Here is a 21,864-nt window from a genome sequence, read left to right as displayed (position 1 = left end):
AGTGCCCCCTTACATCCCGCAAACCGGCTCGGTTCGGGCATTTTTTCCATGTTTTTGGGGCCTTTAGCAGCTGCTGCATGCCCCTTTGGCGCCGTAGCGCGGCGCATATCGCTACCATTGGCGCCCTATGTTCAGTTACCGCCACGCCTTCCATGCCGGCAATCACGCCGATGTGCTCAAGCACTCCATCCTGATTGCCTCCCTGCAATACATGACGCAAAAAGAGGCGGCATTGGTTGCACTGGACACCCATGCCGGGGCGGGCCTGTACCGCCTGGACGGCGACTACGCCACCACCAGCGCCGAGGCCGACGAGGGCATTCGCCGCCTTGAAGGTGTCAAGGACCTGTGCCCCATGCTGCAGGACTATGTGGACATGGTCAAAGCCTTCAACACCAGCAACACCTACAAGGTCTACCCGGGCTCGCCCTTTATCGCGCAGCGCCTGCTGGGCGACCGCGACAAGCTCAAGCTGTTTGAGCTGCACCCCACCGACTGCCGCTCGCTGAGCGGCAACATCGCGCAGCTGAAGGCCGGCCGCCAGGTCCAGGTGCTGCTGGAAGACGGTTTTGAGGGCGTGAAGAAGTTCCTGCCCCCGCCATCGCGCCGCGCCTTTTTGCTCTGCGACCCGAGCTACGAGATGAAGACCGACTACGGCCGTGTGCTCGACATGGTGGCCGACAGCATGCAGCGCTTCCCCACCGGCACCTATGCGGTCTGGTACCCGATCATTCCGCGCCAGGAAGCCCATGACCTGCCGCGCCGCCTCAAGACCCTGGCCAACAAGTTTGGCAAGAGCTGGCTCAATGCCGAGCTGACGGTCAAGAACAGCAAGATCACCACCGCCATGCGCCAGGGTGAGGAAAAGCGCCCCGGCCTGCCCGCCAGCGGCATGTTCCTGATCAACCCGCCCTTCACCCTGAAGGACCAGCTCAAGACCGCCCTGCCCCAGATGGCCGAGCTGCTGCAGCAGGACAGCAATGCCGGCTATGTGCTGGAGAGCGGCGGCAAGTAAGCAGCGCCCAGCCGGTCCGCCCCCATAGAAAAACGCAGGCCATCCATCGGATGGGCCTGCGTTTTTTGTTTGTGTGTTCTGAGGTTTTACTTTTTGCGCCGTGCAGGCGCTGCCTTGGCAGGCTTGGCCCGGGCCTTGTTGGCCGGCACCACGGCCCGCGCACGGCCACGGTGCTGCACCGCTGCCTTGGCTGCTGGCTGGCTACGCGCGCCATCACCGGCCAGCGCACCGCTGCCGCGCCGCCCGGCCAGCACAAACGATGGACAGTCGTCGTCATCGTCATCCAGGGTCCAGAGCTCCACCGGCTTGATGCCCAGGCCCAGCATGCCCAGCTCCTGGGCGGCGCCCTGGCTCAGGTCGATGATGCGGTCGCCGGCATAGGGGCCACGGTCATTGATGCGCACCACCACCGCCTTGCCGGTGACCATGCTGCGCACACAGACCTGGGTGCCAAAAGGCAGCGTCTTGTGTGCTGCTGTCAGGCCGCCTTTGTCAAAACGCTCGCCATTGGCCGTCTTGCGGCCATGGAACTGGCCGCCATACCAGGAAGCCATGCCCTGCTGGTCGGCTGAGCGATATGGGTCTTGCTTGAGTTCAGAGGGGATATCGGGCACATCCCAGGGGCGGGACAGGCCATCGATGCTGCTGAGCGGCGCCGACGGCGGCAGCACCAGGCCCAGGCCACGGCGCTCGCCCGCCAGTGCGGCCAGCTCTTCTGGTGCCGTCGACGTAATCGCCGCCTCTGCCGCTGAGCGTTCTGGTGGCGCTGGAGGTGCTGGAGGTGCTTTGAGCTCCGCCAAGGGCTGGTTCTCACCGCTGGTTGGCACCGTCTCCGTGCCCTCCACATCGCTGGGCACATGCACGCAGCCTCCCGCGAGCGCGGCCAGGCTGACAGCGGCCAGCCAGCCTCGGCATCGCGATAGTGTGGATGAGGGCAACAGCAACTCCTGGTCTTTCCGCGTTCGGCACATTCGGGGCCACCGCGCTGCAAGACCACAGCGCTGTTGGTTACAGCCCCAGCCGGTCGCAGATCGCCAGTGTGGCTGCGCTTTGGTTCATGGTGTAGAAGTGCAGACCGACGGCACCACGGCGGCGCAGGTCCTCGCACATCTGGGTCACCACATCCAGGCCAAAGGCACGGATGCTGGCAACATCATCTCCATAGCCTTGCAGTCGCAGACGAATCCAGCGCGGGATCTCGGCACCGCAGGCATCCGAAAAGCGCATCAGCTGCGTCGATCCGGTGATCGGCATAATACCCGGGATGACCGGCAGGTCCACACCGCGTTTTTGTAAATCTTCTTGAAATCTGCAAAAGGCATCGGCGTTGAAGAAGTACTGCGTGATGGCCGAATCAGCGCCGGCTTTCACCTTGGCCAGAAAGGCCTGCAGGTCCGCTTCCGGGCTGCGTGCTTGCGGATGCATCTCCGGATAGGCGGCCACTTCGATGTGGAAATCCTGGCCGAATTCGTCGCGGATAAACGTCACCAAATCGCTGGCGTAGTGGAACTCACCACCCAGGCCATAGCCGCTGGGCAGGTCGCCGCGCAAAGCCACCAGGCGCTTGACGCCCATGTCCTTGAGCTGCTGCAGCTGCGCACGCACCGTCTGCTTGGTGGCACCCACACAAGAGAAGTGCGATGCCGCATCCACACCCTCGTCGAGGATGGCCTTGACCACGCCAAAGGTGCCCTCTTGCGTGGAGCCGCCGGCGCCGTAGGTCACCGAGCAGAACTGGGGCTTGCGCGCATACAGCGCCTGGCGCACCACACGCAGCTTCTCAGCGCCTTCGGGCGTCTTGGGCGGGAAAAATTCAAAACTGATCGGAAAAGACATCAGCGTCTCCAGGTCCTCAACACTTATCGTTCGTTGCGCTTTTTCTGTTTGGAGCGCGCAGGCCCCGGCTGGCCAAAACTGGCCGCTTCCGGATCCACATACAGCTCCTGCAGATCGCGCTTGGCACGCATATCGGCACGCGATGGGCGCTTGGCAGCGGCCTTCTTCGCAGGCGCGGCTGCTGGGGCGTCCGCATTGGCATCGGCTGCTGCAGGCGCAGGCAGCTTCACCACGGTGCCTTGCTGGGCATGCACAAAGAACTCATGGTTGCCGTCACCGCCATCAATGGCCGAATCCATCCATTGCTTGACCTCCAGGCCCAGCTCGGCGAGGCAGGCGCGGATGCGCTGTTCCACCTCGGCGTACAAGGCCTTGTCGCGCACAATGCCGCCCTTGCCAATCTGGCCGGGCTGCAGTTCGAACTGGGGCTTGACCAGCATCAGCAGCTGGCCGCCGGGCTTGAGCACGCTCACCACCGCTGGCAGCACCAGGGTCAGCGAGATAAAGGACAGGTCGCCGGTGACAAAGTCAAACTCGGGGCGGATATCGATGTTCTCGGTGCCGGCGCGGCGGCGGCGCTCGACGGGGGCCGTGCCCTCCGCCTTGGCGCGCTGCTTGGCGCTGCGCTCGGCCTTGAAGTCCTCGATCTCCTGCTCTTTGGCGTCCTCGCTGTCGTCGTATTCGTCACTGACCTGGCCGCCATTGCGCATCCAGGCATAAGGGGCTACCGGCTGGGTGTCGTTGTCCTCTTCTTCCAGCACGATCTCGGTCAAGGCCAGATCGCAGGCCGCTTCCAGCGATTCAGGCGTCAACGCGCGGGCATTGAAGCCCTCGACACAGACCACGCGCTCATCGGCGCGCAGGCGCTCATGCAGTTGGCCCGTGCCCACATCGACACCAATCACCTGCTGGGCGCCCGCCTGCAGCAGGCAGTCGGTAAAGCCACCGGTGCTCTGGCCCACGTCCAGACAGCGCAGGTCCTTGACCACCAAGCCGGTCGCCGCCAGCGCGCCTTCCAGCTTGAGGCCGCCGCGCGAGATGTACTTGGCTTCCGAGTCATCGAGCAGCTCCACATCGGCGCCTGCTGGAATCTCGTCACCGTTCTTGGCCACCTTGATCCAGGGGGCCAGCGAGGTGGTGCGCCATTGCACACCCGCAGCAATCAGGCGCTGCGCCTGCGAGCGGGTCGACGCCAGGCCCGTTTCCACCAAAAACACATCTGCGCGCATGCGCGTTCCTTCAATCAAAACGACCGGCTGGCCCGCCAGGCGGAGCAGCCAGTCTTCACAACAAATGCCCAACAGGGCTGCAGCGCCTGGATTCACCCAAAGATGTCACCAGGCACTGGGATTACCGCTCGAGTTAGTAGCGGTAGGTTTCAGGCTTGTAAGGGCCTTCCTTCTTCACGCCGATGTAGTCCGCTTGCGCCTGGGTCAGTTCAGTCAGCTGGGCGCCCACCTTCTTCAGGTGCAGGCGTGCGACCTTCTCGTCCAGCACCTTGGGCAGCACATAGACCTTGCCCACTTCGTAGGCGTCGGGGCGGGTGAACAGCTCGATCTGCGCCAGGGTCTGGTTGGCAAAGGAGTTGGACATCACAAAGCTGGGGTGGCCGGTGGCGCAACCCAGGTTCACCAGGCGGCCCTTGGCCAGCAGGATGATCTTCTTGCCATCGGGGAAGGTGATGTGGTCGACTTGCGGCTTGATCTCTTCCCACTCGTACTTCTCGATCGATGCGACATCGATTTCGTTGTCGAAGTGACCGATGTTGCAGACGATGGCCTCGTCCTTCATCGCGACCATGTGCTCGTGGCGGATGATGTCCTTGTTGCCGGTGGTGGTCACGAAGATGTCGCACTTGTCAGCGGCGTACTCCATGGTCACGACCTTGTAGCCTTCCATTGCGGCTTGCAGGGCGTTGATTGGGTCGATTTCGGTCACCCAGACTTGCGCACGCAGGGCGGTCAGCGCCTGGGCGCAGCCCTTGCCCACGTCACCGTAGCCAGCCACCACGGCCACCTTGCCGGCGATCATCACATCGGTGGCGCGCTTGATGCCGTCCACCAGCGATTCGCGGCAGCCGTAGAGGTTGTCGAACTTGGACTTGGTCACCGAGTCGTTCACGTTGATCGCGCGGAACAGCAGCGAGCCGTTGGCCGACATTTCGTTCAGGCGGTGCACGCCGGTGGTGGTCTCTTCGGTCACACCCATGATCTGGGCCGACTTGCGGCTGTACCAGGTGGCATCCACCGCCAGCTTGGCCTTGATCGCGGCAAACACGATCTTTTCTTCTTCGCTGCCGGGGTTGGCCAGCACGGAGATGTCCTTCTCGGCCTTCTTGCCCAGGTGCATCAGCATGGTGGCATCGCCGCCGTCGTCCAGGATCATGTTCGGGCCTTCGCCTTCGGTGTCCTTGGCGCCGAATTCAAAGATCGCGTGGGTGTAGTCCCAGTAGTCCTTCAGCGACTCGCCCTTGATCGCGTACACGGGCACGCCGGTTTCGGCGATGGCGGCAGCGGCGTGGTCCTGGGTCGAGAAGATGTTGCACGATGCCCAGCGCACTTGGGCGCCCAGGGCCGTCAGCGTCTCGATCAGCACGGCGGTCTGGATGGTCATGTGCAGCGAGCCGGTGATTCGCGCGCCCTTCAGGGGCTGGGCAGCAGCGAACTCTTCACGCACGGCCATCAGGCCAGGCATTTCGGTTTCGGCGATCTTGATTTCCTTGCGGCCCCAAGCGGCCAGGGAAATGTCGGTAATCGCAGAGTCAGCGGGATTGAAGCGAACAGCAGCGTTCATGGTTTTCTCCAAAAATTGAATGAAAAACCACGTTCCGCGGAAGAAGGGGAAAGACCATCTCACCGCACAGAAAGCGTGGGTGAGCGTCGTTGCGAGATGAAATCCGAGCCTCACGCCCCGTGGTGGTCTGGCGCCTGGCCAGACTGGGAAACGCTGCAACGCTCCTCGGATGGACTGCGATTATAAGGGCATCAGCCCTGTAACCCCACCAGGCGGTAGCCCACTTGCAGCTCTGTGAGCAGATGCCGGGGCTGGGCCGGCTCGGTCTCGATCTTCTGGCGCAGGTTGGCCATGTGTACGCGCAGGTAGTGCGACCGGTCCAGGTACTCCGGCCCCCAGACCTGCAGCAGCAGCTGGCGGTGCGTCAGCACCCGGCCCTGGCCGGCGATCAAGGCCGCCAGCAGCCGGAATTCGATAGGGGTCAGGTGCACGGCGTCGCCCGCCTGGCGCACCTCATGCGTGGCCAGGTCCACCTCCACATCGCCAAAGCGCGCCGTGCTGCCTGGCTTGTCGCCCCCGCTGCGCTGGCCCCGGCGCAGCATCACGCGCAGCCGCGCCAGCAGCTCGGGCACGCCAAAGGGCTTGCTCAGGTAGTCGTCGGCACCGGCGTCCAGTGCGGCCACCTTTTCCGCTTCCTGGTCGCGGGCCGAGAGCACCAGCACCGGCAGGCCGCTCCAGCCGCGCAGCTCGGTGATCAACGTCTTGCCATCGGCATCGGGCAGGCCCAGGTCCAGCACCAGCGCATCGGGCTGGCGGCTGGCCGCTTCGATCAGGCCGCGCCGGGCGCTGTCGGCTTCAAAGACCTGCCAGCCTTCGTCCTCCATGGCCAGACGCACAAAGCGGCGGATATTGGGATCGTCGTCCACCAGGAGGATGCGGGGGGCTGCTAGCGTCATGCGCCCGATTGTGACAAAAAACCAGGGTGGTTTGCGCCTGCGTACCGAGAGGAAGCGAGCACTTCGCTACACTTCAGCACCCTGGCACTGCCGCTGCACTGCCGCCTGCCCCATGTTTGCCACCCCACCCTCCCCCCCTCCACAGACCCAAGGCTGGTGCCCTGGCGCCTGGCAGCCCATGGCCTCTGGCGATGGGCTGGTGGTGCGGGTGCGCCCGCCACTGGGCCGGCTGTCGGCCGCGCAGGCGCTGCGTTTGGCCGAGCTGGCAGCGCAGCATGGCGCCGGCCTGCTGGAGCTCACCAGCCGCGCCAATATCCAGCTGCGCGGCGTGGCGCCCGACCAGCACGGCGCCCTGCTCGATGCGCTGGCCGCCCAAGGCCTGCTGGACCCGGACGCGCGCCAGGAGCAGCTGCGCAATCTGGTCATCGACCCGCTGTACCAGCCCGCTGACGGTGTGCTGGCACTGGCCGAGGCCTTGCAGCAGGCACTGGTGGCTGATACCGCGCTGGATGGCCTGCCCGCCAAATTTGGTTTCTCACTGGCCAGCGGCCGCCATGGCGGGCTGGCTGAGGTGGCGGCCGATGTGCAGATCGTGCGCGATGGCACCCAAGGCTGGCGGCTGCAAGTGCCCGGCCAGCCCATCGCCTGGCAGGCCGACAACCCCTCACTCACCGTGCAAGCCGCGCTGGCCTTGGCCCGCTGCTGCGCCGCCCAGGCCCGCGCACGGCGTGCGGCGGGCGAGCACCCGGGCCGCTTGCCCCAAATGCTGCGCCAAACTGGCGTGTTGCCACCACTGGCCCTGCCCGCCGACCTGCGCGAAGTCCCCCCTTATCTGCCTGCCGATGGCAGCCCAAACCCTGGCTGGCAGAGCGGCCTGGGCCTCCTGGTGGCCGCGCCGCTGGGCCGGGTCACAGCGGACGCACTGGCGCGCCTGGCCCGCAGCGGCATCCGCAGCCTGCGGCTGACGCCCTGGCGCATGCTGCTGGTCGAAGGCCTGGCGCCTTCCGACAGCGCAGTGCTGGAGGAGGCAGGCCTGGGGCATTCCGATCACTGGATCCGCGATCCGCAAGATGCGCGGCTGCGCGTCTCGGCCTGCAGCGGCGCGCCCGGCTGCCGCCAGGCGCTGGCGCCCACGCAGGATCTGGCCTTGGCGCTGGCCCCCCATGTGCCCGATGGCGCGCACCTGCATGTCTCGGGCTGCGCCAAGGGCTGTGCACGCCAGTTGCCGTCCACCGTGACCTTGGTGGCGCAAGCGGGCGAGCAGGAGCCCGTGTTTGGCCGCGCCCGCCATGCGCTGGCCCGGGCCGTCACCGATTCCCGCTTGAGCGCGCGCAGTCTGCGCGACAATCCCGGGCTGTTGTTTGAAGAAATCTAATGGTTCATACCTACGAAACCAATGGCGCCGAGATCTATCGGCAGTCTTTCGCCACCATCCGCCGCGAGGCCGATCTGCAGCGCTTCACCCCCGGTGAGGAGCGCGTAACGGTACGCATGATCCATGCCGCCGGCATGGTGGAGCTGGCCGCGCATGTGCAGTTCTCCGCCGGTGTCGTGGCCGCCGGCCAGCGCGCGCTGGAGGCTGGCGCCCCCGTGCTCTGCGATGTGCGCATGGTCAGCGAAGGCATTACCCGCTCGCGTCTGCCTGCCGGCAATCCGGTGATCTGCACCCTGCACGAGCCCGGTGTGGCCGAGCTGGCGCAGAAGATGAACAACACCCGCAGCGCTGCGGCACTGGAGCTGTGGCGCCCGCACCTGGCTGGCGCCGTGGTGGCGATTGGCAATGCGCCGACCGCCCTCTTCCACCTGCTCAATATGCTGCAAGACCCGAGCTGCCCCCGCCCAGCGGCCATCATCGGCTGCCCGGTGGGCTTTATTGGCGCGGCCGAATCCAAGCAGGCGCTGATGCAGGACCTGCCCGTGCCCGCGATGATCGTGCGCGGCCGCCTGGGCGGCTCGGCGATGACCGTCGCCGCCGTCAATGCCATGGCCAGCCATGTTGAATAAGAGCAGCCTGGCCGCCCCGGGCCTCATCTGCGTGGGCCTGGGCCCGGGCGACCCGGAGCTGATGAGCATCAAGGCCGACCGCCTGGTGCGTGGCGCCCTCCATGTGGCCTTTTTCCGCAAAAAAGGCCGGCCCGGCAAGGCCCGCCAACTGGTCGAAGGCATGCTCAGCAGCGAGGCTACCGAGTACCCAATGGAGTACCCGGTGACCACCGAAATCCCGGTCGACAGCCCCGCCTATGTGCAGCAGCTCGCCCAGTTCTATGACGACTGGTGCCTGCGCCTGGCCGCGCTGGCCAAGCAGGAGCAGGTCGTCGTGCTCTGCGAGGGTGATCCCTTTCTCTACGGCTCCTTCATGCACCTCTACACCCGGCTGCGTGCGCGCGGCGATGTGGACCTGCAGGTGGTGCCTGGCATCCCCGGCATGGTGGGCTGCTGGCATGCCACCGGTGAGCCCATCACCTGGGGCGACGATGTGCTGAGCGTGATGACCGGCACCCTCTCTGAAGACGAGCTGGTGCGCCGCATGGACACGGCCGATGCGCTGGTGGTGATGAAGGTGGGCCGCAACCTGCCCCGCATCCGCCGCGCGCTGGCCCGCGCAGGCCGCGCCGATGCCGCCTGGCTGGTGCAGAACGGCACCACCGACCAGCAGCAGGTGGCGCGCCTGAGCGAGGTGGGCGACGAGGTCTGCCCCTACTTTGCCATCGTGCTGGTGCATGGCCAGGGTCGCCGCCCGGAGGCCGCATGGTAAGCATTGGCCAGCTGACGATTGCCGGCCTGGGCCCCGGTGACCTGGACCAGATCACGCCCGCCGTGCTGCAGGCCTTGCTGGCGGCCGACGCGGTTGTGGGCTACTTCCCCTATGTGGCGCGTGCGCAGGCCTTGCTGGCGCAGAGCGCGCCTGCTAGCAGCCGCCAGCCGCAATGGCTGGCCTCGGACAACCGGGTGGAGCTGGAGCGTGCCCAGCAGGCGCTGGAGCTGGCAGCCCAGGGCCGGCAGGTGGTCGTGGTTTCGTCCGGTGATCCGGGCGTGTTCGCGATGGCATCGGCGGTGTTTGAAGCGCTGGAACGCGCACAAGGCGCGCAGGCCGAACGCTGGCTGGCGCTGGATGTGCAGGTGCTGCCCGGCGTCACCGCCATGCTGGCGGCCGCCGCCCGCGCAGGCGCGCCGCTGGGCCATGATTTTTGCTGCATCAATCTGTCGGACAACCTCAAGCCCTGGCCGGTGATTGCCCGCCGCGTGGAACTGGCGGCCGAGGCCGATTTTGCGATGGCCTTCTACAACCCGCGCTCGCACAGCCGGCCCGGAGGCTTCAACCGCCTGTTGGCCTTGCTGCGCGCGCATTGCGAGCCCGAGCGCCTGCTGGTGTTTGCCCGCGCCGTCTCCACGCCGGAGGAATCGCTGCAGGTCTGCAGCCTGGCCGAGGCCCAGCCCGAGATGGCCGATATGCGCACCGTCGTGCTGGTGGGCAATCGCCTCACCCGCCGCGTGGGGCGCTACACCTATACGCCACGCTACTACGGCACTGTGGACGGCAAGGCGCCATGACGGAGCCAATGCATGACCGCCGCCACGCTGTCGGTGCGCGGCCGCAGCGGCAGTGCCGGGCGCTGCACCATCAGGACCGGCAAACCCAGCGCACGGGCGGCATCGATCTTGCCGCGCGTGGCCGAGCCACCGGCATTCTTGGCCACCAGCCAGGCGATCTGGTGCTGCTGCAGCAAGGCCAGGTCGTCCGCCATGCTGAAAGGGCCCCGGCCCAGCACCACGGTATGCCGGGGCAGCGGCAAGCTGCCGTCCTGTGGTTCATCGACCAGGCGCAGCAGGTAATGGTGCTGCGGATAGGCGGCAAAGGCATCGAGCTGTTTGCGCCCCACGGCCAGAAACACCCGGCTGGGCGCCTGGGGCAACGCACTGGCGGCATCGGCCATGCTGGCCACATCGGTCCAGCGGTCGCCGGGCTGCGCCTGCCAAGGCGCGCGCTCCAGCGCCAGCAAGGGCGTGCCGGTGGCTTCGCAGGCTGCGCAGGCATTGCGGCTCATCTGCGCGGCAAAGGGATGGGTGGCATCCAGCACATGGCTGATGCGCTGGGCGCGGATAAAGTCCGCCAGGCCCTGGGCCCCGCCAAAGCCGCCGCTGCGCGTGGGCAGTGGCTGGGCCAGTGGTTGCTGGGTGACCCCGGCATACGAGAAACAGGCCCTTACACCCGCCTGGTGCAGGGCCTGGGCCAACTCGCTGGCGCCGCTGGTGCCGCCCAGCAGGAGAACATGCGTCATGACTGATCCCTGGTTGACGTTGATAGGTTTGAACGAGGATGGATTGTCAGGCCTCAGCGCTGCGGCCCTGCTGGCATTGGACCAGGCCGAACTGGTATTTGGCGGCCCCCGCCATCTGCAGCTGGCCGCCATCGATGCGCGTGGCCGCCCCTGGCCCCAGCCTTTTGATGTGGCCCCGGTGCTGGCCGCGCGCGGCCGCCGGGTGGTGGTGCTGGCCTCGGGCGACCCCTTCTGGCATGGCGTGGGCGGCAGCCTGGCCGCGCACCTGCAGCCTGGTGAATGGCGCTGCCATGCCCAGCCCTCAACTTTTTCGCTGGTTGCCGCCCGCCTGGGCTGGCGGCTGGAAGCCTGCGACTGCCTGGGCTTGCATGCCAGCCCCATCGCGCAGCTGCTGCCCCGCCTGGCGCCTGGCCGCCAGCTGATCACCCTGCTGCGCGATGGCGCTGCAGTGCCGCAGCTGGCCGATTGGCTCAGCCAGGAAGGCTGGGGCCAAAGCCCCTTGTGGGTGATGGAAGCCGTAGGCGGCCCGCGCGAGCGCTGCCGCATGCTGCGCGCCGATGAGGCCGCCGCTGCACTGCAGATCGACCCGGCGCAGGCACCGGTGACCGTGGCCTTTATCGCCCAGGGCGGCCCGGCCTTGCCGGCCGTGCCCGGCAGGCCGGACGACTGGTATGCCCACGATGGCCAGATCACCAAGGCACCGGCGCGTGCGCTGACCCTGGCCACCTTGGCCCCCAGGCCAGGCGAGCGGCTTTGGGACATTGGCGGCGGCTCCGGCTCGGTCGCCGTGGAATGGTGCCTGGCCGGTGGCCTGGCCATCAGCATTGAGCAGCATGCCGCGCGCGTGGCCAATATCCGCCGCAATGCCGAGCGCTTTGGCCTGCAGGCCCGCATGCAGGTGGTGCACGGCTTGGCGCCGGAGGCCTTGCAAGACCTGGCCGCACCCCAGGCCATCTTTGTTGGCGGTGGTTTTGACACCGCGCTGTTTGCCGCGCTGCGCGCCCCTATGCCGCCCGGCTGCCGCCTGGTGGTGAATGCCGTGACCCTGGAAACCCAGGCGCTCTTGGTACAGCTGCATGGCGAGCTGGGCGGCCAGCTGCTGCAGCTGGAGCTGTCCAGCGCGGCAGCGCTGGGCCGCATGCGCAGCTGGAAGGCCGCGCGCCCGCTGGTGCAGTGGAGCTGGCAGGCATGACAGCGGCAGCGCCGCACCGCTGCGTGGTGCTGGGCATGGGTTTGCGTGCCCAGGCCCGGGCCGCTGATCTGCAGGCACTGTGGCTGCAGGCCCGGCAGGACCAGCCCGCGCTGGCCGAGTTTTGCGCGGTAGCCGTGCTGCAAGGCAAGGAGCAGCGGCCGGCGCTGCAGCAGTGGGCCGCGCAGCTGCCCTTTGCGGTGGCGATTGTGGCGGTGGCCGAGCAGGCCCTGCCCGCCCAAGCCGTAGTCACACAGTCGCCGCGCCTGCTGGCGCGCTATGGCACCGGCAGCGTGGCCGAGGCCGTGGCCCTGTCTGCGGCTGCACCTGCGCCCCGCTTGCTGCTGGCCCGCCTGGTGGCGGGCGACGGCAGCGCCACCCTGGCCGCCGCGCTGCGCGAGCGCGGCGCCACCCCCTATTGTTGTATGGCAGCGGGCCTGCGCCCGGCTGATCCACAAACCCAAGGAGTTACGGCATGACCGTGCATTTCATCGGCGCCGGCCCCGGCGCTGCCGACCTGATCACCGTGCGTGGCCGCGACCTGATGGCCAGCTGTCCCGTCTGCCTCTATGCGGGCTCACTGATCCCGCGCGAGCTGCTGGCCCACTGCCCGCCCGGCGCGCGCATCGTCAACACCGCATCGATGAGCCTGGACGAGATCATCGAGGAGATCCGCGCCGCCGATGCGCAGGGCCAGGATGTGGCGCGCCTGCATTCGGGCGATCTGTCGGTCTGGTCGGCCATGGGCGAGCAGCTGCGCCGCCTGCGCGCGCTGGGCATTGCCTACAGCGTGACGCCAGGCGTGCCCTCGTTTGCCGCGGCTGCCGCCACCCTGGGGGCCGAGCTGACCCTGCCCGGCCTGTGCCAATCGGTGGTGCTGACGCGCACCTCGGGCCGCGCCACCGCCATGCCCGAGGGCGAGCAGCTGGCCGCCTTTGCCGCCACCGGCGCGGTGCTGGCGATCCACCTGTCCATCCATGTGGCCGAGAAGGTGCAAAGCGAGCTGCTGCCCCACTACGGCGCCGACTGCCCGGCTGCCATCGTCTGGCGCGCCAGCTGGCCCGATGAAACCGTTGTGCGCACCAGCGTGGGCCAACTGGCCCAGGCCGTCGCCACCAGCATGGAGCGCACCGCCATCATCCTGGTGGGCCGCAGTATCAGCGCCGAGGACTTTGGCGAAAGCCGCCTCTACGCCACCGACTACGACCGCCGCTACCGGCCCCAGGGCACCCAGCCGCGCTTTCCGGCGCCACAGGCGGCGGTGGATACCGCCACCGACCGGCCGCTGGCTGCCAACCCAGCGAAGAGCGAAGGCCAGGCATGAGCAGCAGCTTGCCGCCGGTCGCCCTGAGCCTGATCGGCATTGGCACCGGCAACCCCGACCACCTGACCCGCCAGGCCATTGCCGCAATGAATGCGGCCGACCTGCTGCTGCTGCCCCACAAGGGCGAGGACAAGGCTGAGCTGGCAGCGCTGCGCCAGTCGCTCTGCGATGCCGTGCTGCAGCAGCCCGCGCCGCAGATCGCCGGCTTTGACATGCCCGAGCGCCGCAGCCAAGGCGATGACTACCTGAACCAGGTCGATGAATGGCATGCGGCCATCACCCTGCGCTGGCAGGCCGCGATTGCGCAGGCGCTGGAGAGCGGCCTGGTGCCGCGTGCGGATAACGGCGTGCTGCAGGTGGCACTGCTGGTCTGGGGCGATCCATCGCTCTACGACAGCACCCTGCGCATTGCCGCACGCATGCAGCCCGCGCCGCTGCAGGTCACGGTCATCGCCGGCATCACCTCGATGCAGGCGCTCACCGCCGCGCATGCGATTGCCGTCAATGACATTGGCCAGCCCTTTACCGTCACCACCGGCCGCCAGCTGCGCGAGCAAGGCTGGCCGGCCGGGGTGGACACGCTGGTGGTGATGCTGGATGGCCAGTGCAGCTTCAACAGCCTGCCGGCCGCGCAGGCCCGTGGTGTCTACATCTGGTGGGGCGCCTACCTGGGCATGGCCCAGCAATGCCTGGAGCACGGCCCACTGGCCGAGGCGGCCGGGCGCATTGTGGCCACCCGCGCCGCTGCGCGCGCCCAGCATGGCTGGATCATGGATATCTACCTGCTGCGCCGCCTGCCCGGTGCAGCAACCGCCACTCAATCCAGCGCCGGCTGAGGCAGCACCGGCAGCACCAGGCTGAACACGGCCCCTGGCCCTGGCTCGGCCGCAGCGGCATGCAAGCTGCCGCCGTGGGCCTGCACAATGCGCTGGGCCAGCGCCAGCCCCAGCCCAATGCCGGAGATGCTGGACTCGGCATGGCCCCGGCTGAAGGGCGCAAACAGCTGCTCGGGCGCCAGGTGCGCCGGCAGGCCCGGCCCGCTGTCCTGCACCCGCAGCAGCAGCTGATCGCGCTCCACTTGCGCCGTCACCCGCACGGCGGTGCCCACGGGCGTGTACTTGCTGGCGTTGTCCAGCAGGTTGACCAGCACCCGCTCCATCATCGCGGCATCTATCCACAGCAGCGGCAAATCGGCCGGCAACTGCAGCTGCACCGGGTGCTCGGCCAGGCGCCCGCCCAGCTGGCGCAAGGCGCTGCCGACCAGCTCATCGACGGGGATCCAGGCGCTCTGCAGGTGCACGCCATCCTGCTGCAGCCGGGCCATGGCCAGCAGGTTGTCCATCAGCTGCTGCAAGGCCTGGGCCTGGTTACGGATCTGCGCCAGCATGTCCTGCGCGGGGCCGGGCGGCGCATGGGGCAGCCCCGCCTGGGCGGCACCCAGGATGCTGGTGAGGGGCGTGCGCAGGTCATGCGATACCGACGACAGCAAGGTGTTGCGCATGCGCTCGCCCTCCATCGCCACCTGGGTCTGCTGGGCCACTTCGACAAAATGCACGCGCTCCAGCGCCAGCGCAATCTGGCTGGCACAGGCGTCCAGCAGGCGGCGCTCTTCGGGCACCTTGAGGCGATCGGGCGTGCGCAGCTGCAGCACCAGCACGCCGCGCGCGCGCACCGGCGCCATCAGCGGCACATAGAGCGCATCGGATGCCGCCAGGGTGTCTGTGCCCCGGCCGGCCATCTGGCTGTGCTCCATGCTCCAGCGGCCCACGCTGCTGTCCATCTTGGCCTCGCTGCCGGGTGCGGCATGCAGCTGCTCCTGCGCATCGGGCAGCAGCAGGCCGGTGCGGGCATCGAGCACGCCGGCCATCGTGGTCAGCGCCGTCTGCACCACCTGCTCCTGCGTCAGTGCGCCGGACAGATCGCGGGCCAGGCGTGCCAGCGCGCCGGCGCGGCGCTCGCGCTCGGCGGCCACCCGGGCCTCATGGCGCAGCCGCGCCATCAGCTGGCCGCAGACCAGGGCCACGCCCAGCATCAGGCAGAAGGTGAAGATGTACTGCGTGTCGTTCACGCCAAAGGAGTTGCGCGGCGGCACAAAGCAAAAATCAAACAGCAGCACCGACAACAGCGCCGCCCAGGCGCCCGGACCCCGGCCCCAGCGCAGGGCCGACAACACGACCACCAGCAAAAACAGCATCACCACATTGGCGGGGTCAAACACCTGCAGCAGGGCCTGCGCCAGCAGCGCGGCAGCGCCGCAGGCCAGGCTGGCGCCCAGGTAGCCGCGCCAGGGCCAGGGCGTCTCACGCACCGGCGCGGGCTCGGGCCGGTTGCGCGGCCGGGGCACGGACAGCAGCAGCACATCCAGGCCCGGGTCCAGCCGGGCAATCTGCTCGGGCAGGCGCGATGCGGCCCAGTGCCACCAGCGCATGGCCGTTGGCGGCACACGGGCCAGCACCAGGTGGCTGGCATTGCGCTCGCGCGCAAAGTCGACCAGCGCAGCTGCCACCTGCGCACCGGGGATCGTCGCGGTATCGGCCCCCAGGCGCGCGGCCAGCGCCAGGGTTTTGAGCACGGCCTGCTGCGACTGCGCAGAGCGGTGCTGGCGCGCCGGCGCATCCACATAGACGACCATCCAGTCGGCCTCCAGGCGCCGTGCCAGACGGGCCACCTGGCGCACCAAGGCATCGTCGCCGGCCTGGCCGCCTACTGCTACCAGCAAGCGTTCCCGCGTGGGCCAGACATCGCCGATGGCGCGCTCGCGCCGGTAGTCGCGCATGTCCTCATCGACCCGGTCGGCCGTGCGGCGCAAGGCCAGCTCGCGCAGGGCCAGCAGGTTGCCCAGGCGGAAGAAATGGTGCGAGGCCCGCTCAGCCTGCTCCAGCGGGTAGATCTTGCCGGCCTTGAGGCGCTTGAGCAGTTCCTCGGGCGGCAGGTCAACCACGATGACTTCGCTGGCATCGTCAAAGATATGGTCGGGCACGGTCTCATGCACCTGGATGCCGACAATGCCGCCCACCACATCGTTGAGGCTCTCCAGGTGTTGGACATTCAGCGTGGTCCAGACATCAATGCCGGCATCGAGCAGCTCCTGCACATCCTGCCAGCGCTTGGGATGGCGCGAGCCGGGTGCATTGCTGTGGGCCAGCTCGTCCAGCAGCAGCACCTGCGGGTGGCGTGCCAGCGCGGCATCCAGGTCAAAGGCCTCGCGCTGGCGGCCCTGGTGGGCCAGCATGCGGCGGGGCAATAGCTCCAGGCCATGCAGCTGCTGCACGGTCTCGGCCCGGTCATGGGTCTCCACCAGGCCCACCAGCACCTGGCGGCCAGCCTGGCGCTCGCGCTGCGCAGCCGCCAGCATCGCATAGGTCTTGCCTACCCCGGCATTGGAGCCAAAGTAGATGCGCAGCTTGCCACGCGCGGCCTGCTGCTGGTCGGCCTTGAGCTGGGCGACCAGCGCGTCCGGGTCGGGCCGTGTGGCGACTGCGCTGGGGGTGTTGCTGGGGTTGGGCATGGTGGCGCTATTGTGGGCCAAGCCCTTAGACCAAGCCAGTGGCTGTCAGCAGCATGTCGATCAGCTTGATGCCGACAAACGGCACCAGCAAACCGCCCAGACCGTAGATCAGCAGATTGCGGCGCAGCAAAGCAGCAGCTCCCACGGCCCGGTAGCGCACACCGCGCAAGGCCAGCGGCACCAGCGCGATGATGATCAGCGCATTGAAGATAACGGCGCTCAGAATGGCGGAATCGGCACTGTGCAAGCCCATGATGTTGAGCGATGCCAGCTGCGGGTAGGTGGCGACAAAGGCGGCCGGGATGATGGCAAAGTACTTGGCCACATCGTTGGCAATGCTGAAGGTGGTGAGCGCGCCGCGCGTCATCAGCATCTGCTTGCCGGTCTCCACCACCTCGATGAGCTTGGTGGGGTTGCTGTCCAGGTCCACCATATTGGCGGCTTCCTTGGCGGCCTGCGTGCCGCTGTTCATCGCGACGGCCACATCGGCCTGGGCCAGTGCGGGGGCATCATTGGTGCCATCGCCCGTCATGGCCACCAGGCGGCCCGCGGCCTGGTGGCTGCGGATCAGCTGGAGCTTGTCCTCGGGCCGGGCCTCGGCCAGGTAGTCGTCCACACCGGCCTCGGCGGCAATGGCGGCAGCAGTCAAGGGGTTGTCGCCGGTGACCATCACTGTCTGGATGCCCATGCGGCGCAGCTGCGCAAAGCGCTCGCGCATGCCGGGTTTGACCACATCCTTGAGCTCGATGACGCCCAGCACCTGGGCGCCTTCGGCAACGACCAGCGGCGTACTGCCTTTGCGCGAGACGCTCTCCACCGCCAGCTGCACCGCCTGCGGAAAATGCCCGCCCAGCGACTCGACATGGCGGCGCAGCGCATCAGCCGCGCCTTTGCGCAGGCTGCGCTGGCCGCTGGGGCCCGCCAGGTCCAGGCCGCTCATGCGGGTCTGGGCGGTAAAGGGCACCGGCTGGGCCTGGGCGGGGTCGAGCGCAGCGAGGGTCAGGCCATGGCGCTCATGGGCCAGGGCCACCACGCTGCGGCCTTCGGGGGTGTCATCGGCCATCGACGACAGCAGTGCGGCCTCGGCCAGCAGCGCTGCGCTCACGCCAGGCGCTGGCAAGAATTCGCTGGCCTGGCGGTTGCCCAGGGTGATGGTGCCGGTCTTGTCCAGCAGCAGCACATCCACATCGCCCGCCGCCTCGACCGCGCGGCCCGAGGTGGCGATCACATTGGCCTGCATCATGCGGCCCATGCCGGCCACGCCAATGGCCGACAGCAGCCCGCCGATGGTGGTCGGGATCAGGCAGACCAGCAGGGCCACCAGCACGGCGATGCCAACGGCACTGCCGCTGCCCGATTGCGCCACCGCAAAGACCGAGAACGGCCAGAGCGTGACGATGACCATCAGAAACACGAGGGTGAGCCCCACCAGCAGGATGCCCAGCGCCAGCTCGTTGGGGGTCTTCTGGCGCTTGGCCGATTCGACCATGGAGATCATGCGGTCCAGAAACGACTCGCCCGGGTTCACCGTGACCTCGACCACCAGCCAGTCGGACAGCACGCGCGTGCCACCGGTCACCGACGAGAAATCGCCACCGGCCTCGCGCACCACGGGGGCCGATTCGCCGGTGATGGCGCTCTCATCGACCGAGGCCACGCCTTCCACCACGGTGCCGTCGAGCGCGATCACATCGCCGGCTTCCACCAGCAGGAATGTGCCCTTGCTCAGGCTGCTGGCGGGCTGGGCCGTCCAGGCGGCGCCATGCTGCGCTTGCTGCAGTACCTTGGCCACCGTGTCGCGCTTCATGCCGCGCAGGCTGGCGGCCTGCGCGCGGCTGCGCCCTTCGGCCAGCGCCTCGGCAAAGTTGGCAAACAGCACGGTGAACCACAGCCAACCGGCAATGGCCAAGGTAAAGCCGCTGTTGGCCTGGCCCATGAACAGCGCTTGCAGCCACAGCAGGCTGGTGAGCCAGGCGCCCAGGTAGACCACAAACATGACCGGGTTGGTCCATTGCAGGCGGGGCGAGAGTTTGCGCAGTGCATCCCAGGCAGCAGCCTGCAGCAGTGCCAGATCGCCCAGGCCGGCGGATGCCGTCAGTTTTTTGGTGTTCATGGTTGGCTCCGGGTTGGCAGTGCATCCAGCGCCATATTGAGCGCCAGCACGTTCACGCGCGGCTCACCGAGCAGGTAGCCAGTGCGCTGCTGCGTGGCCTGGTCCAGCAACTGCTGCACCTGGGCGGGCGGCAATTGCCGCTCGCGCGCCACGCGTGCCAATTGCAGCTGGGCATTGGCAACCGAGATATGCGGATCCAGGCCCGATGCCGATGCGGTGACCGCATCAACCGGCACGGCGGCATCGACCGCCAGGCCATTGGTGCTGCGGTACTGCGCCACACGTTCGGCCACGCTATCGGCCAGCCCCTGGCTGCTGACGCCCTGGTTGCTGGCGCCGGACAGGCCGGCGTTGTAGGGCGCAGCGATGCTGGCCCCGTCCTGTTTGGGGTCAGGTGCCGTGGTGGCGCTGGGCCGGCCATGGAAGTAGCGGGCGCTGTCAAAGGATTGGCCGATCAGGGCCGAGCCCACGATCTGGCCATCGCGCAGCACCAGCGAGCCATTGGCGGCATGGGGCAGCAGCGCCTGGGCGACGCCCGTGGTTGCCAGCGGGTAGGCCACGCCGCAGAGCAGCAGCACCAGCACGGCGGCGCGGGCACTGCTGCCCAAGGTGCGGCTCCAGCCTGCGGCGGCGGGGGCGGCGGCCTGCTGCGCATGCAGCGCTGGCAGGCGTTTATCGGAATCAAGGCTTGTCATGTTTTTCTCCTGCGGGCACGGCCTGGCCGTGCCCCGGTTCGCTTCACATCAGTTGCACGTTCGGTTCAAAAGGTGGGGGCTCATGGGTAGAGCTGCCCCGCCAACATCTGCAGGTGCTCGACGACCGGCCCCAGTGCCAGCGCTGGCAGAAAGGTGAGGCCACCGACGACCAGCACCACAAACACCAGCAATCCGGTGAACAGCGGCGTAGCGGTAGGGAAGGTGCCGGCACCGGCGGGCACGCTGGCCTTGCTGGCCATGCTGCCGGCCACAGCCAGCAGCGGCAGCAGGGTCAGGTAGCGTCCCATCAGCATCGCCAGGCCGATGGTGGTGTTGAAGAAGGGCGTGTTGGCATTCAGGCCCGCAAAGGCCGAGCCGTTGTTGGCGGTGGCCGAGGCATAGGCGTACAAGATTTCGGAGAAGCCATGCGGGCCGCGGTTGTTCAGGCTGTCGGCAGCGCCCGGCCAGAGCATGGCCAGCGCCGTCCAGCCCAGAATGCAGGCCGGGTGGGCCAGCACGGAGAGCATCACCAGCTTGATCTCACGCACCTCGATCTTCTTGCCCAGGAACTCAGGCGTGCGCCCGATCATCATCCCGGCCAGGAACACCGTCAGGATGGCGTACTGCAGCAGGTTGATGAGGCCCACGCCATCGCCGCCAAACACGCAGTTGAGCATCATCAGCGCCAGGGGCGTGATGCTGCCCAGCGGCGTGAGCGAGTCATGCATGGCATTGACCGAGCCGGTGGTGGCCGCCGTGGTGGCCGTCACAAACAGAGCGGTATCGGTGATGCCAAAGCGCAGCTCCTTGCCTTCCATATTGCCGCCCGACTGGATGGCGCTCCATTGCTGGTCGGCACCGGCACGGGCCAGCAGGCTGCTGCCGTTTTGCTCGCCCGTCCAGACCAGGGCCAGAAAGCCCAGGAAGATGACCAGGCTCGCCCCAAAGAACACCCAGCCCTGGCGGCGCTTGAGCAGCATGGCGCCCAGCGCATAGGTCATGCCGGCAGGGATCAGCAGCATCGCCAGGATGTGCAGCATATTGGTCAGCGGCGTGGGGTTCTCAAAAGGATGGGCCGCATTCATGCTGAAAAAGCCGCCGCCATTCGTGCCCAGGTGCTTGATGCTCTCCAGACTGGCGACCGGCCCCATCAGCAGCTGTTGGGTGCGGCCGCCATCGATGCTGTGGGCCATCACCTCGGTGCCCAGGGTTTGGGGCACGCCCTGCCAGACATACACCAGCGCCAGCAGCAGCGACAGCGGCAGCAGCACGCGCCAGAGCATGCGCACAAAGTCCACCCAGTAGTTGCCAATGTCCTGGCTGCCCGCACGGGCCAGCCCACGCACAAAGCCGGCCGCCGCCGCCAGGCCTGCGGCCGAGCCTGCAAACATCAGGCCGGTGATCACAACCATCTGCGTGGCATTGCTCAGGCTGCTTTCGCCCGCATAGGCCTGCCAGTTGGTGTTGGTGATGAAGGACGCGGCGGTGTTGAACGCCAGATCCGGCGTCTGCGCCGCATTTTGCAGCGGGTTGAGCGGCAGCAAGCCCTGCAGCCGCAGCAGCAGGTAGCCCAGCAGCATCAGCAGGCCATTGCTCAGCACCAGCACCGCGCCATAGCGCTGCCAGCCCATGCGCTCTTTCGGATCCACGCCCATGGCGGCGTAGGTCCAGCGCTCCAGCCGGCTGTCGTGCGGGCTGGTAAAGCAGCGTGCCAGCCACCATCCCATGGGGATGGTGAGCAGCACCAGCACCGCCACAAAGGCGGCATATTCGATCCAGACTAAACCCATGTCAGCCCCCGCTCAGATGCGCACCAAGGCGCGAACAAAGCCCAGCAGGCCGACAAAACAGGCCAGCGTGAGTGCGACGAATACCAGGTCTTGCAGCATGTACATGGCCCTCTTCCTTGTTTTTTCAGAATTTTTCGGGCCGCAGCAGCGCGTAACCCAGATAGACAAACAACGCAGCACTGACCAGCGCGGCCAGCACCTCCACTCCATGGATCCACATGGTTTTCTCCTCATACACCGCAGCCAGGCCGCCCAATGCGGCCCCGCGCGGCGTGGTGTTGCACAGGCAAAACGCCTGCAGTGGAGCCAATGTAGGTTTGCGCGCATCAAGCAGGCGCTGAGAATGCGCGGGGGATATCAAGATGGCATCAAGATGGCCGAGACGAGGGGTGGCGGCCCAGGAAGCAAGCCCGGGTGACGCGGCT

General features: G+C 67.5%; 20 protein-coding genes and 1 riboswitch. Of the genes, 9 read left to right on the top strand and 11 right to left on the bottom strand.

The annotated features are described in order from the left end of the window. Window positions 1-127: 127 nt before the first annotated feature. On the top strand, window positions 128-1,015 hold the full coding sequence (gene rlmJ, locus EDF71_RS15285; RefSeq protein WP_133857438.1) for a 23S rRNA (adenine(2030)-N(6))-methyltransferase RlmJ: 888 nt from the start codon (window positions 128-130) through the stop codon (window positions 1,013-1,015). An 86-nt stretch (window positions 1,016-1,101) separates the two neighbouring features. On the opposite strand, the gene EDF71_RS15280 is transcribed toward rlmJ, so the two are convergent. From EDF71_RS15280 to EDF71_RS15260, 5 genes are all read right to left on the bottom strand, one after another. Further along, complete coding sequence (locus EDF71_RS15280; protein WP_243854324.1) at window positions 1,102-1,953, bottom strand: septal ring lytic transglycosylase RlpA family protein; 852 nt, start codon at window positions 1,951-1,953, stop codon at window positions 1,102-1,104. A gap of 70 nt (window positions 1,954-2,023) precedes the next feature. Beyond that, complete coding sequence (gene metF, locus EDF71_RS15275; protein ID WP_133857436.1) at window positions 2,024-2,851, bottom strand: methylenetetrahydrofolate reductase [NAD(P)H]; 828 nt, start codon at window positions 2,849-2,851, stop codon at window positions 2,024-2,026. Window positions 2,852-2,874: 23 nt separating this feature from the next. Next, entirely contained in the window at window positions 2,875-4,080 is a 1,206-nt protein-coding gene (locus EDF71_RS15270; RefSeq protein ID WP_133857435.1) for a TlyA family RNA methyltransferase, read from the bottom strand. A gap of 133 nt (window positions 4,081-4,213) precedes the next feature. Then, a complete protein-coding gene (gene ahcY, locus EDF71_RS15265) occupies window positions 4,214-5,644 on the bottom strand; it encodes an adenosylhomocysteinase (protein WP_021026906.1) in 1,431 nt (476 codons plus the stop codon). 74 nt (window positions 5,645-5,718) lie between these two features. Further along, window positions 5,719-5,817: riboswitch (S-adenosyl-L-homocysteine riboswitch) on the bottom strand. 18 nt (window positions 5,818-5,835) lie between these two features. After that, window positions 5,836-6,540: a response regulator gene (locus EDF71_RS15260; RefSeq protein WP_133857434.1), complete on the bottom strand. Its 705-nt coding sequence runs from the start codon at window positions 6,538-6,540 to the stop codon at window positions 5,836-5,838. Window positions 6,541-6,652: 112 nt separating this feature from the next. Here EDF71_RS15260 and cobG point away from each other — a divergent pair, with 112 nt between their 5' ends. The 4 genes from cobG to cobJ are packed head-to-tail and all read left to right on the top strand — an operon-like array spanning window position 6,653 to window position 10,092. After that, the gene (cobG, locus tag EDF71_RS15255; protein WP_166656552.1) at window positions 6,653-7,915 is read left to right on the top strand and encodes a precorrin-3B synthase; all 1,263 of its coding nucleotides are present in this window, start codon (window positions 6,653-6,655) and stop codon (window positions 7,913-7,915) included. Continuing rightward, the gene (locus EDF71_RS15250) at window positions 7,915-8,544 is read left to right on the top strand and encodes a precorrin-8X methylmutase (RefSeq protein ID WP_133857432.1); all 630 of its coding nucleotides are present in this window, start codon (window positions 7,915-7,917) and stop codon (window positions 8,542-8,544) included. Before cobG ends, EDF71_RS15250 begins: the two co-directional genes overlap by 1 nt. Then, window positions 8,534-9,295: a precorrin-2 C(20)-methyltransferase gene (gene cobI / locus EDF71_RS15245; RefSeq protein ID WP_133857431.1), complete on the top strand. Its 762-nt coding sequence runs from the start codon at window positions 8,534-8,536 to the stop codon at window positions 9,293-9,295. The genes EDF71_RS15250 and cobI overlap by 11 nt, the downstream gene beginning before the upstream one ends. Then, window positions 9,289-10,092, top strand: coding sequence for a precorrin-3B C(17)-methyltransferase (gene cobJ, locus EDF71_RS15240; protein WP_133857430.1), 804 nt, complete (start codon window positions 9,289-9,291; stop codon window positions 10,090-10,092). Before cobI ends, cobJ begins: the two co-directional genes overlap by 7 nt. Here cobJ and EDF71_RS15235 read toward each other — a convergent pair. Next, the gene (locus EDF71_RS15235) at window positions 10,062-10,820 is read right to left on the bottom strand and encodes a cobalt-precorrin-6A reductase (RefSeq protein ID WP_133857429.1); all 759 of its coding nucleotides are present in this window, start codon (window positions 10,818-10,820) and stop codon (window positions 10,062-10,064) included. The genes cobJ and EDF71_RS15235 overlap by 31 nt on opposite strands. Between EDF71_RS15235 and cbiE the strand changes: the two genes are divergently transcribed. The 4 genes from cbiE to cobF are packed head-to-tail and all read left to right on the top strand — an operon-like array spanning window position 10,819 to window position 14,169. After that, window positions 10,819-12,012, top strand: a complete 1,194-nt coding sequence (cbiE, locus tag EDF71_RS15230) for a precorrin-6y C5,15-methyltransferase (decarboxylating) subunit CbiE (RefSeq protein WP_166656551.1) — start codon at window positions 10,819-10,821, stop codon at window positions 12,010-12,012. The genes EDF71_RS15235 and cbiE overlap by 2 nt on opposite strands. After that, a complete protein-coding gene (locus EDF71_RS15225) occupies window positions 12,009-12,488 on the top strand; it encodes a cobalamin biosynthesis protein (protein WP_133857428.1) in 480 nt (159 codons plus the stop codon). The genes cbiE and EDF71_RS15225 overlap by 4 nt, the downstream gene beginning before the upstream one ends. Beyond that, window positions 12,485-13,333 (top strand): precorrin-4 C(11)-methyltransferase, encoded by an 849-nt coding sequence (gene cobM, locus EDF71_RS15220; protein ID WP_133857427.1) that lies wholly within the window; start codon window positions 12,485-12,487, stop codon window positions 13,331-13,333. Before EDF71_RS15225 ends, cobM begins: the two co-directional genes overlap by 4 nt. Next, entirely contained in the window at window positions 13,330-14,169 is an 840-nt protein-coding gene (gene cobF, locus EDF71_RS15215; protein WP_133857426.1) for a precorrin-6A synthase (deacetylating), read from the top strand. Before cobM ends, cobF begins: the two co-directional genes overlap by 4 nt. Here the strand turns inward: cobF and EDF71_RS15210 are convergent. The 5 genes from EDF71_RS15210 to kdpF all read right to left on the bottom strand — a co-directional run bounded on the left by EDF71_RS15210 (window position 14,151) and on the right by kdpF (window position 21,659). Beyond that, window positions 14,151-16,841, bottom strand: coding sequence for a sensor histidine kinase KdpD (locus EDF71_RS15210; RefSeq protein ID WP_133857425.1), 2,691 nt, complete (start codon window positions 16,839-16,841; stop codon window positions 14,151-14,153). The genes cobF and EDF71_RS15210 overlap by 19 nt on opposite strands. A gap of 25 nt (window positions 16,842-16,866) precedes the next feature. Beyond that, a complete protein-coding gene (kdpB, locus tag EDF71_RS15205; protein WP_133857424.1) occupies window positions 16,867-18,954 on the bottom strand; it encodes a potassium-transporting ATPase subunit KdpB in 2,088 nt (695 codons plus the stop codon). Further along, the gene (gene kdpC, locus EDF71_RS15200; RefSeq protein WP_133857423.1) at window positions 18,951-19,649 is read right to left on the bottom strand and encodes a potassium-transporting ATPase subunit KdpC; all 699 of its coding nucleotides are present in this window, start codon (window positions 19,647-19,649) and stop codon (window positions 18,951-18,953) included. The genes kdpB and kdpC overlap by 4 nt, the downstream gene beginning before the upstream one ends. 80 nt (window positions 19,650-19,729) lie before the next feature. Beyond that, window positions 19,730-21,439: a potassium-transporting ATPase subunit KdpA gene (gene kdpA / locus EDF71_RS15195; RefSeq protein WP_133857422.1), complete on the bottom strand. Its 1,710-nt coding sequence runs from the start codon at window positions 21,437-21,439 to the stop codon at window positions 19,730-19,732. A gap of 124 nt (window positions 21,440-21,563) precedes the next feature. Further along, on the bottom strand, window positions 21,564-21,659 hold the full coding sequence (gene kdpF, locus EDF71_RS15190) for a K(+)-transporting ATPase subunit F (RefSeq protein WP_027010947.1): 96 nt from the start codon (window positions 21,657-21,659) through the stop codon (window positions 21,564-21,566). Window positions 21,660-21,864 lie beyond the last annotated feature (205 nt).

Origin of the sequence: Comamonas sp. JUb58 (genome assembly GCF_004364775.1) — a bacterium.
Lineage (GTDB): Bacteria > Pseudomonadota > Gammaproteobacteria > Burkholderiales > Burkholderiaceae_C > Comamonas.
Note: the sequence above shows the minus strand (reverse complement) of the source record. Positions and strands in the feature narration are given on the sequence as shown.

What these genes read in the sequence shown, in the direction of transcription:
- rlmJ (WP_133857438.1), top strand. Translation starts at nt 128, where the DNA reads ATGTTCAGTTACCGCCACGCCTTCCATGCCGGCAATCACGCCGATGTG.
- metF (WP_133857436.1), bottom strand. Translation starts at nt 2,851, where the DNA reads ATGTCTTTTCCGATCAGTTTTGAATTTTTCCCGCCCAAGACGCCCGAA.
- EDF71_RS15270 (WP_133857435.1), bottom strand. Translation starts at nt 4,080, where the DNA reads ATGCGCGCAGATGTGTTTTTGGTGGAAACGGGCCTGGCGTCGACCCGC.
- ahcY (WP_021026906.1), bottom strand. Translation starts at nt 5,644, where the DNA reads ATGAACGCTGCTGTTCGCTTCAATCCCGCTGACTCTGCGATTACCGAC.
- EDF71_RS15260 (WP_133857434.1), bottom strand. Translation starts at nt 6,540, where the DNA reads ATGACGCTAGCAGCCCCCCGCATCCTCCTGGTGGACGACGATCCCAAT.
- cobG (WP_166656552.1), top strand. Translation starts at nt 6,653, where the DNA reads ATGTTTGCCACCCCACCCTCCCCCCCTCCACAGACCCAAGGCTGGTGC.
- EDF71_RS15250 (WP_133857432.1), top strand. Translation starts at nt 7,915, where the DNA reads ATGGTTCATACCTACGAAACCAATGGCGCCGAGATCTATCGGCAGTCT.
- cobI (WP_133857431.1), top strand. Translation starts at nt 8,534, where the DNA reads ATGTTGAATAAGAGCAGCCTGGCCGCCCCGGGCCTCATCTGCGTGGGC.
- cobJ (WP_133857430.1), top strand. Translation starts at nt 9,289, where the DNA reads ATGGTAAGCATTGGCCAGCTGACGATTGCCGGCCTGGGCCCCGGTGAC.
- cbiE (WP_166656551.1), top strand. Translation starts at nt 10,819, where the DNA reads ATGACTGATCCCTGGTTGACGTTGATAGGTTTGAACGAGGATGGATTG.
- EDF71_RS15235 (WP_133857429.1), bottom strand. Translation starts at nt 10,820, where the DNA reads ATGACGCATGTTCTCCTGCTGGGCGGCACCAGCGGCGCCAGCGAGTTG.
- EDF71_RS15225 (WP_133857428.1), top strand. Translation starts at nt 12,009, where the DNA reads ATGACAGCGGCAGCGCCGCACCGCTGCGTGGTGCTGGGCATGGGTTTG.
- cobM (WP_133857427.1), top strand. Translation starts at nt 12,485, where the DNA reads ATGACCGTGCATTTCATCGGCGCCGGCCCCGGCGCTGCCGACCTGATC.
- cobF (WP_133857426.1), top strand. Translation starts at nt 13,330, where the DNA reads ATGAGCAGCAGCTTGCCGCCGGTCGCCCTGAGCCTGATCGGCATTGGC.
- EDF71_RS15210 (WP_133857425.1), bottom strand. Translation starts at nt 16,841, where the DNA reads ATGCCCAACCCCAGCAACACCCCCAGCGCAGTCGCCACACGGCCCGAC.
- kdpB (WP_133857424.1), bottom strand. Translation starts at nt 18,954, where the DNA reads ATGAACACCAAAAAACTGACGGCATCCGCCGGCCTGGGCGATCTGGCA.
- kdpC (WP_133857423.1), bottom strand. Translation starts at nt 19,649, where the DNA reads ATGACAAGCCTTGATTCCGATAAACGCCTGCCAGCGCTGCATGCGCAG.
- kdpA (WP_133857422.1), bottom strand. Translation starts at nt 21,439, where the DNA reads ATGGGTTTAGTCTGGATCGAATATGCCGCCTTTGTGGCGGTGCTGGTG.
- kdpF (WP_027010947.1), bottom strand. Translation starts at nt 21,659, where the DNA reads ATGTGGATCCATGGAGTGGAGGTGCTGGCCGCGCTGGTCAGTGCTGCG.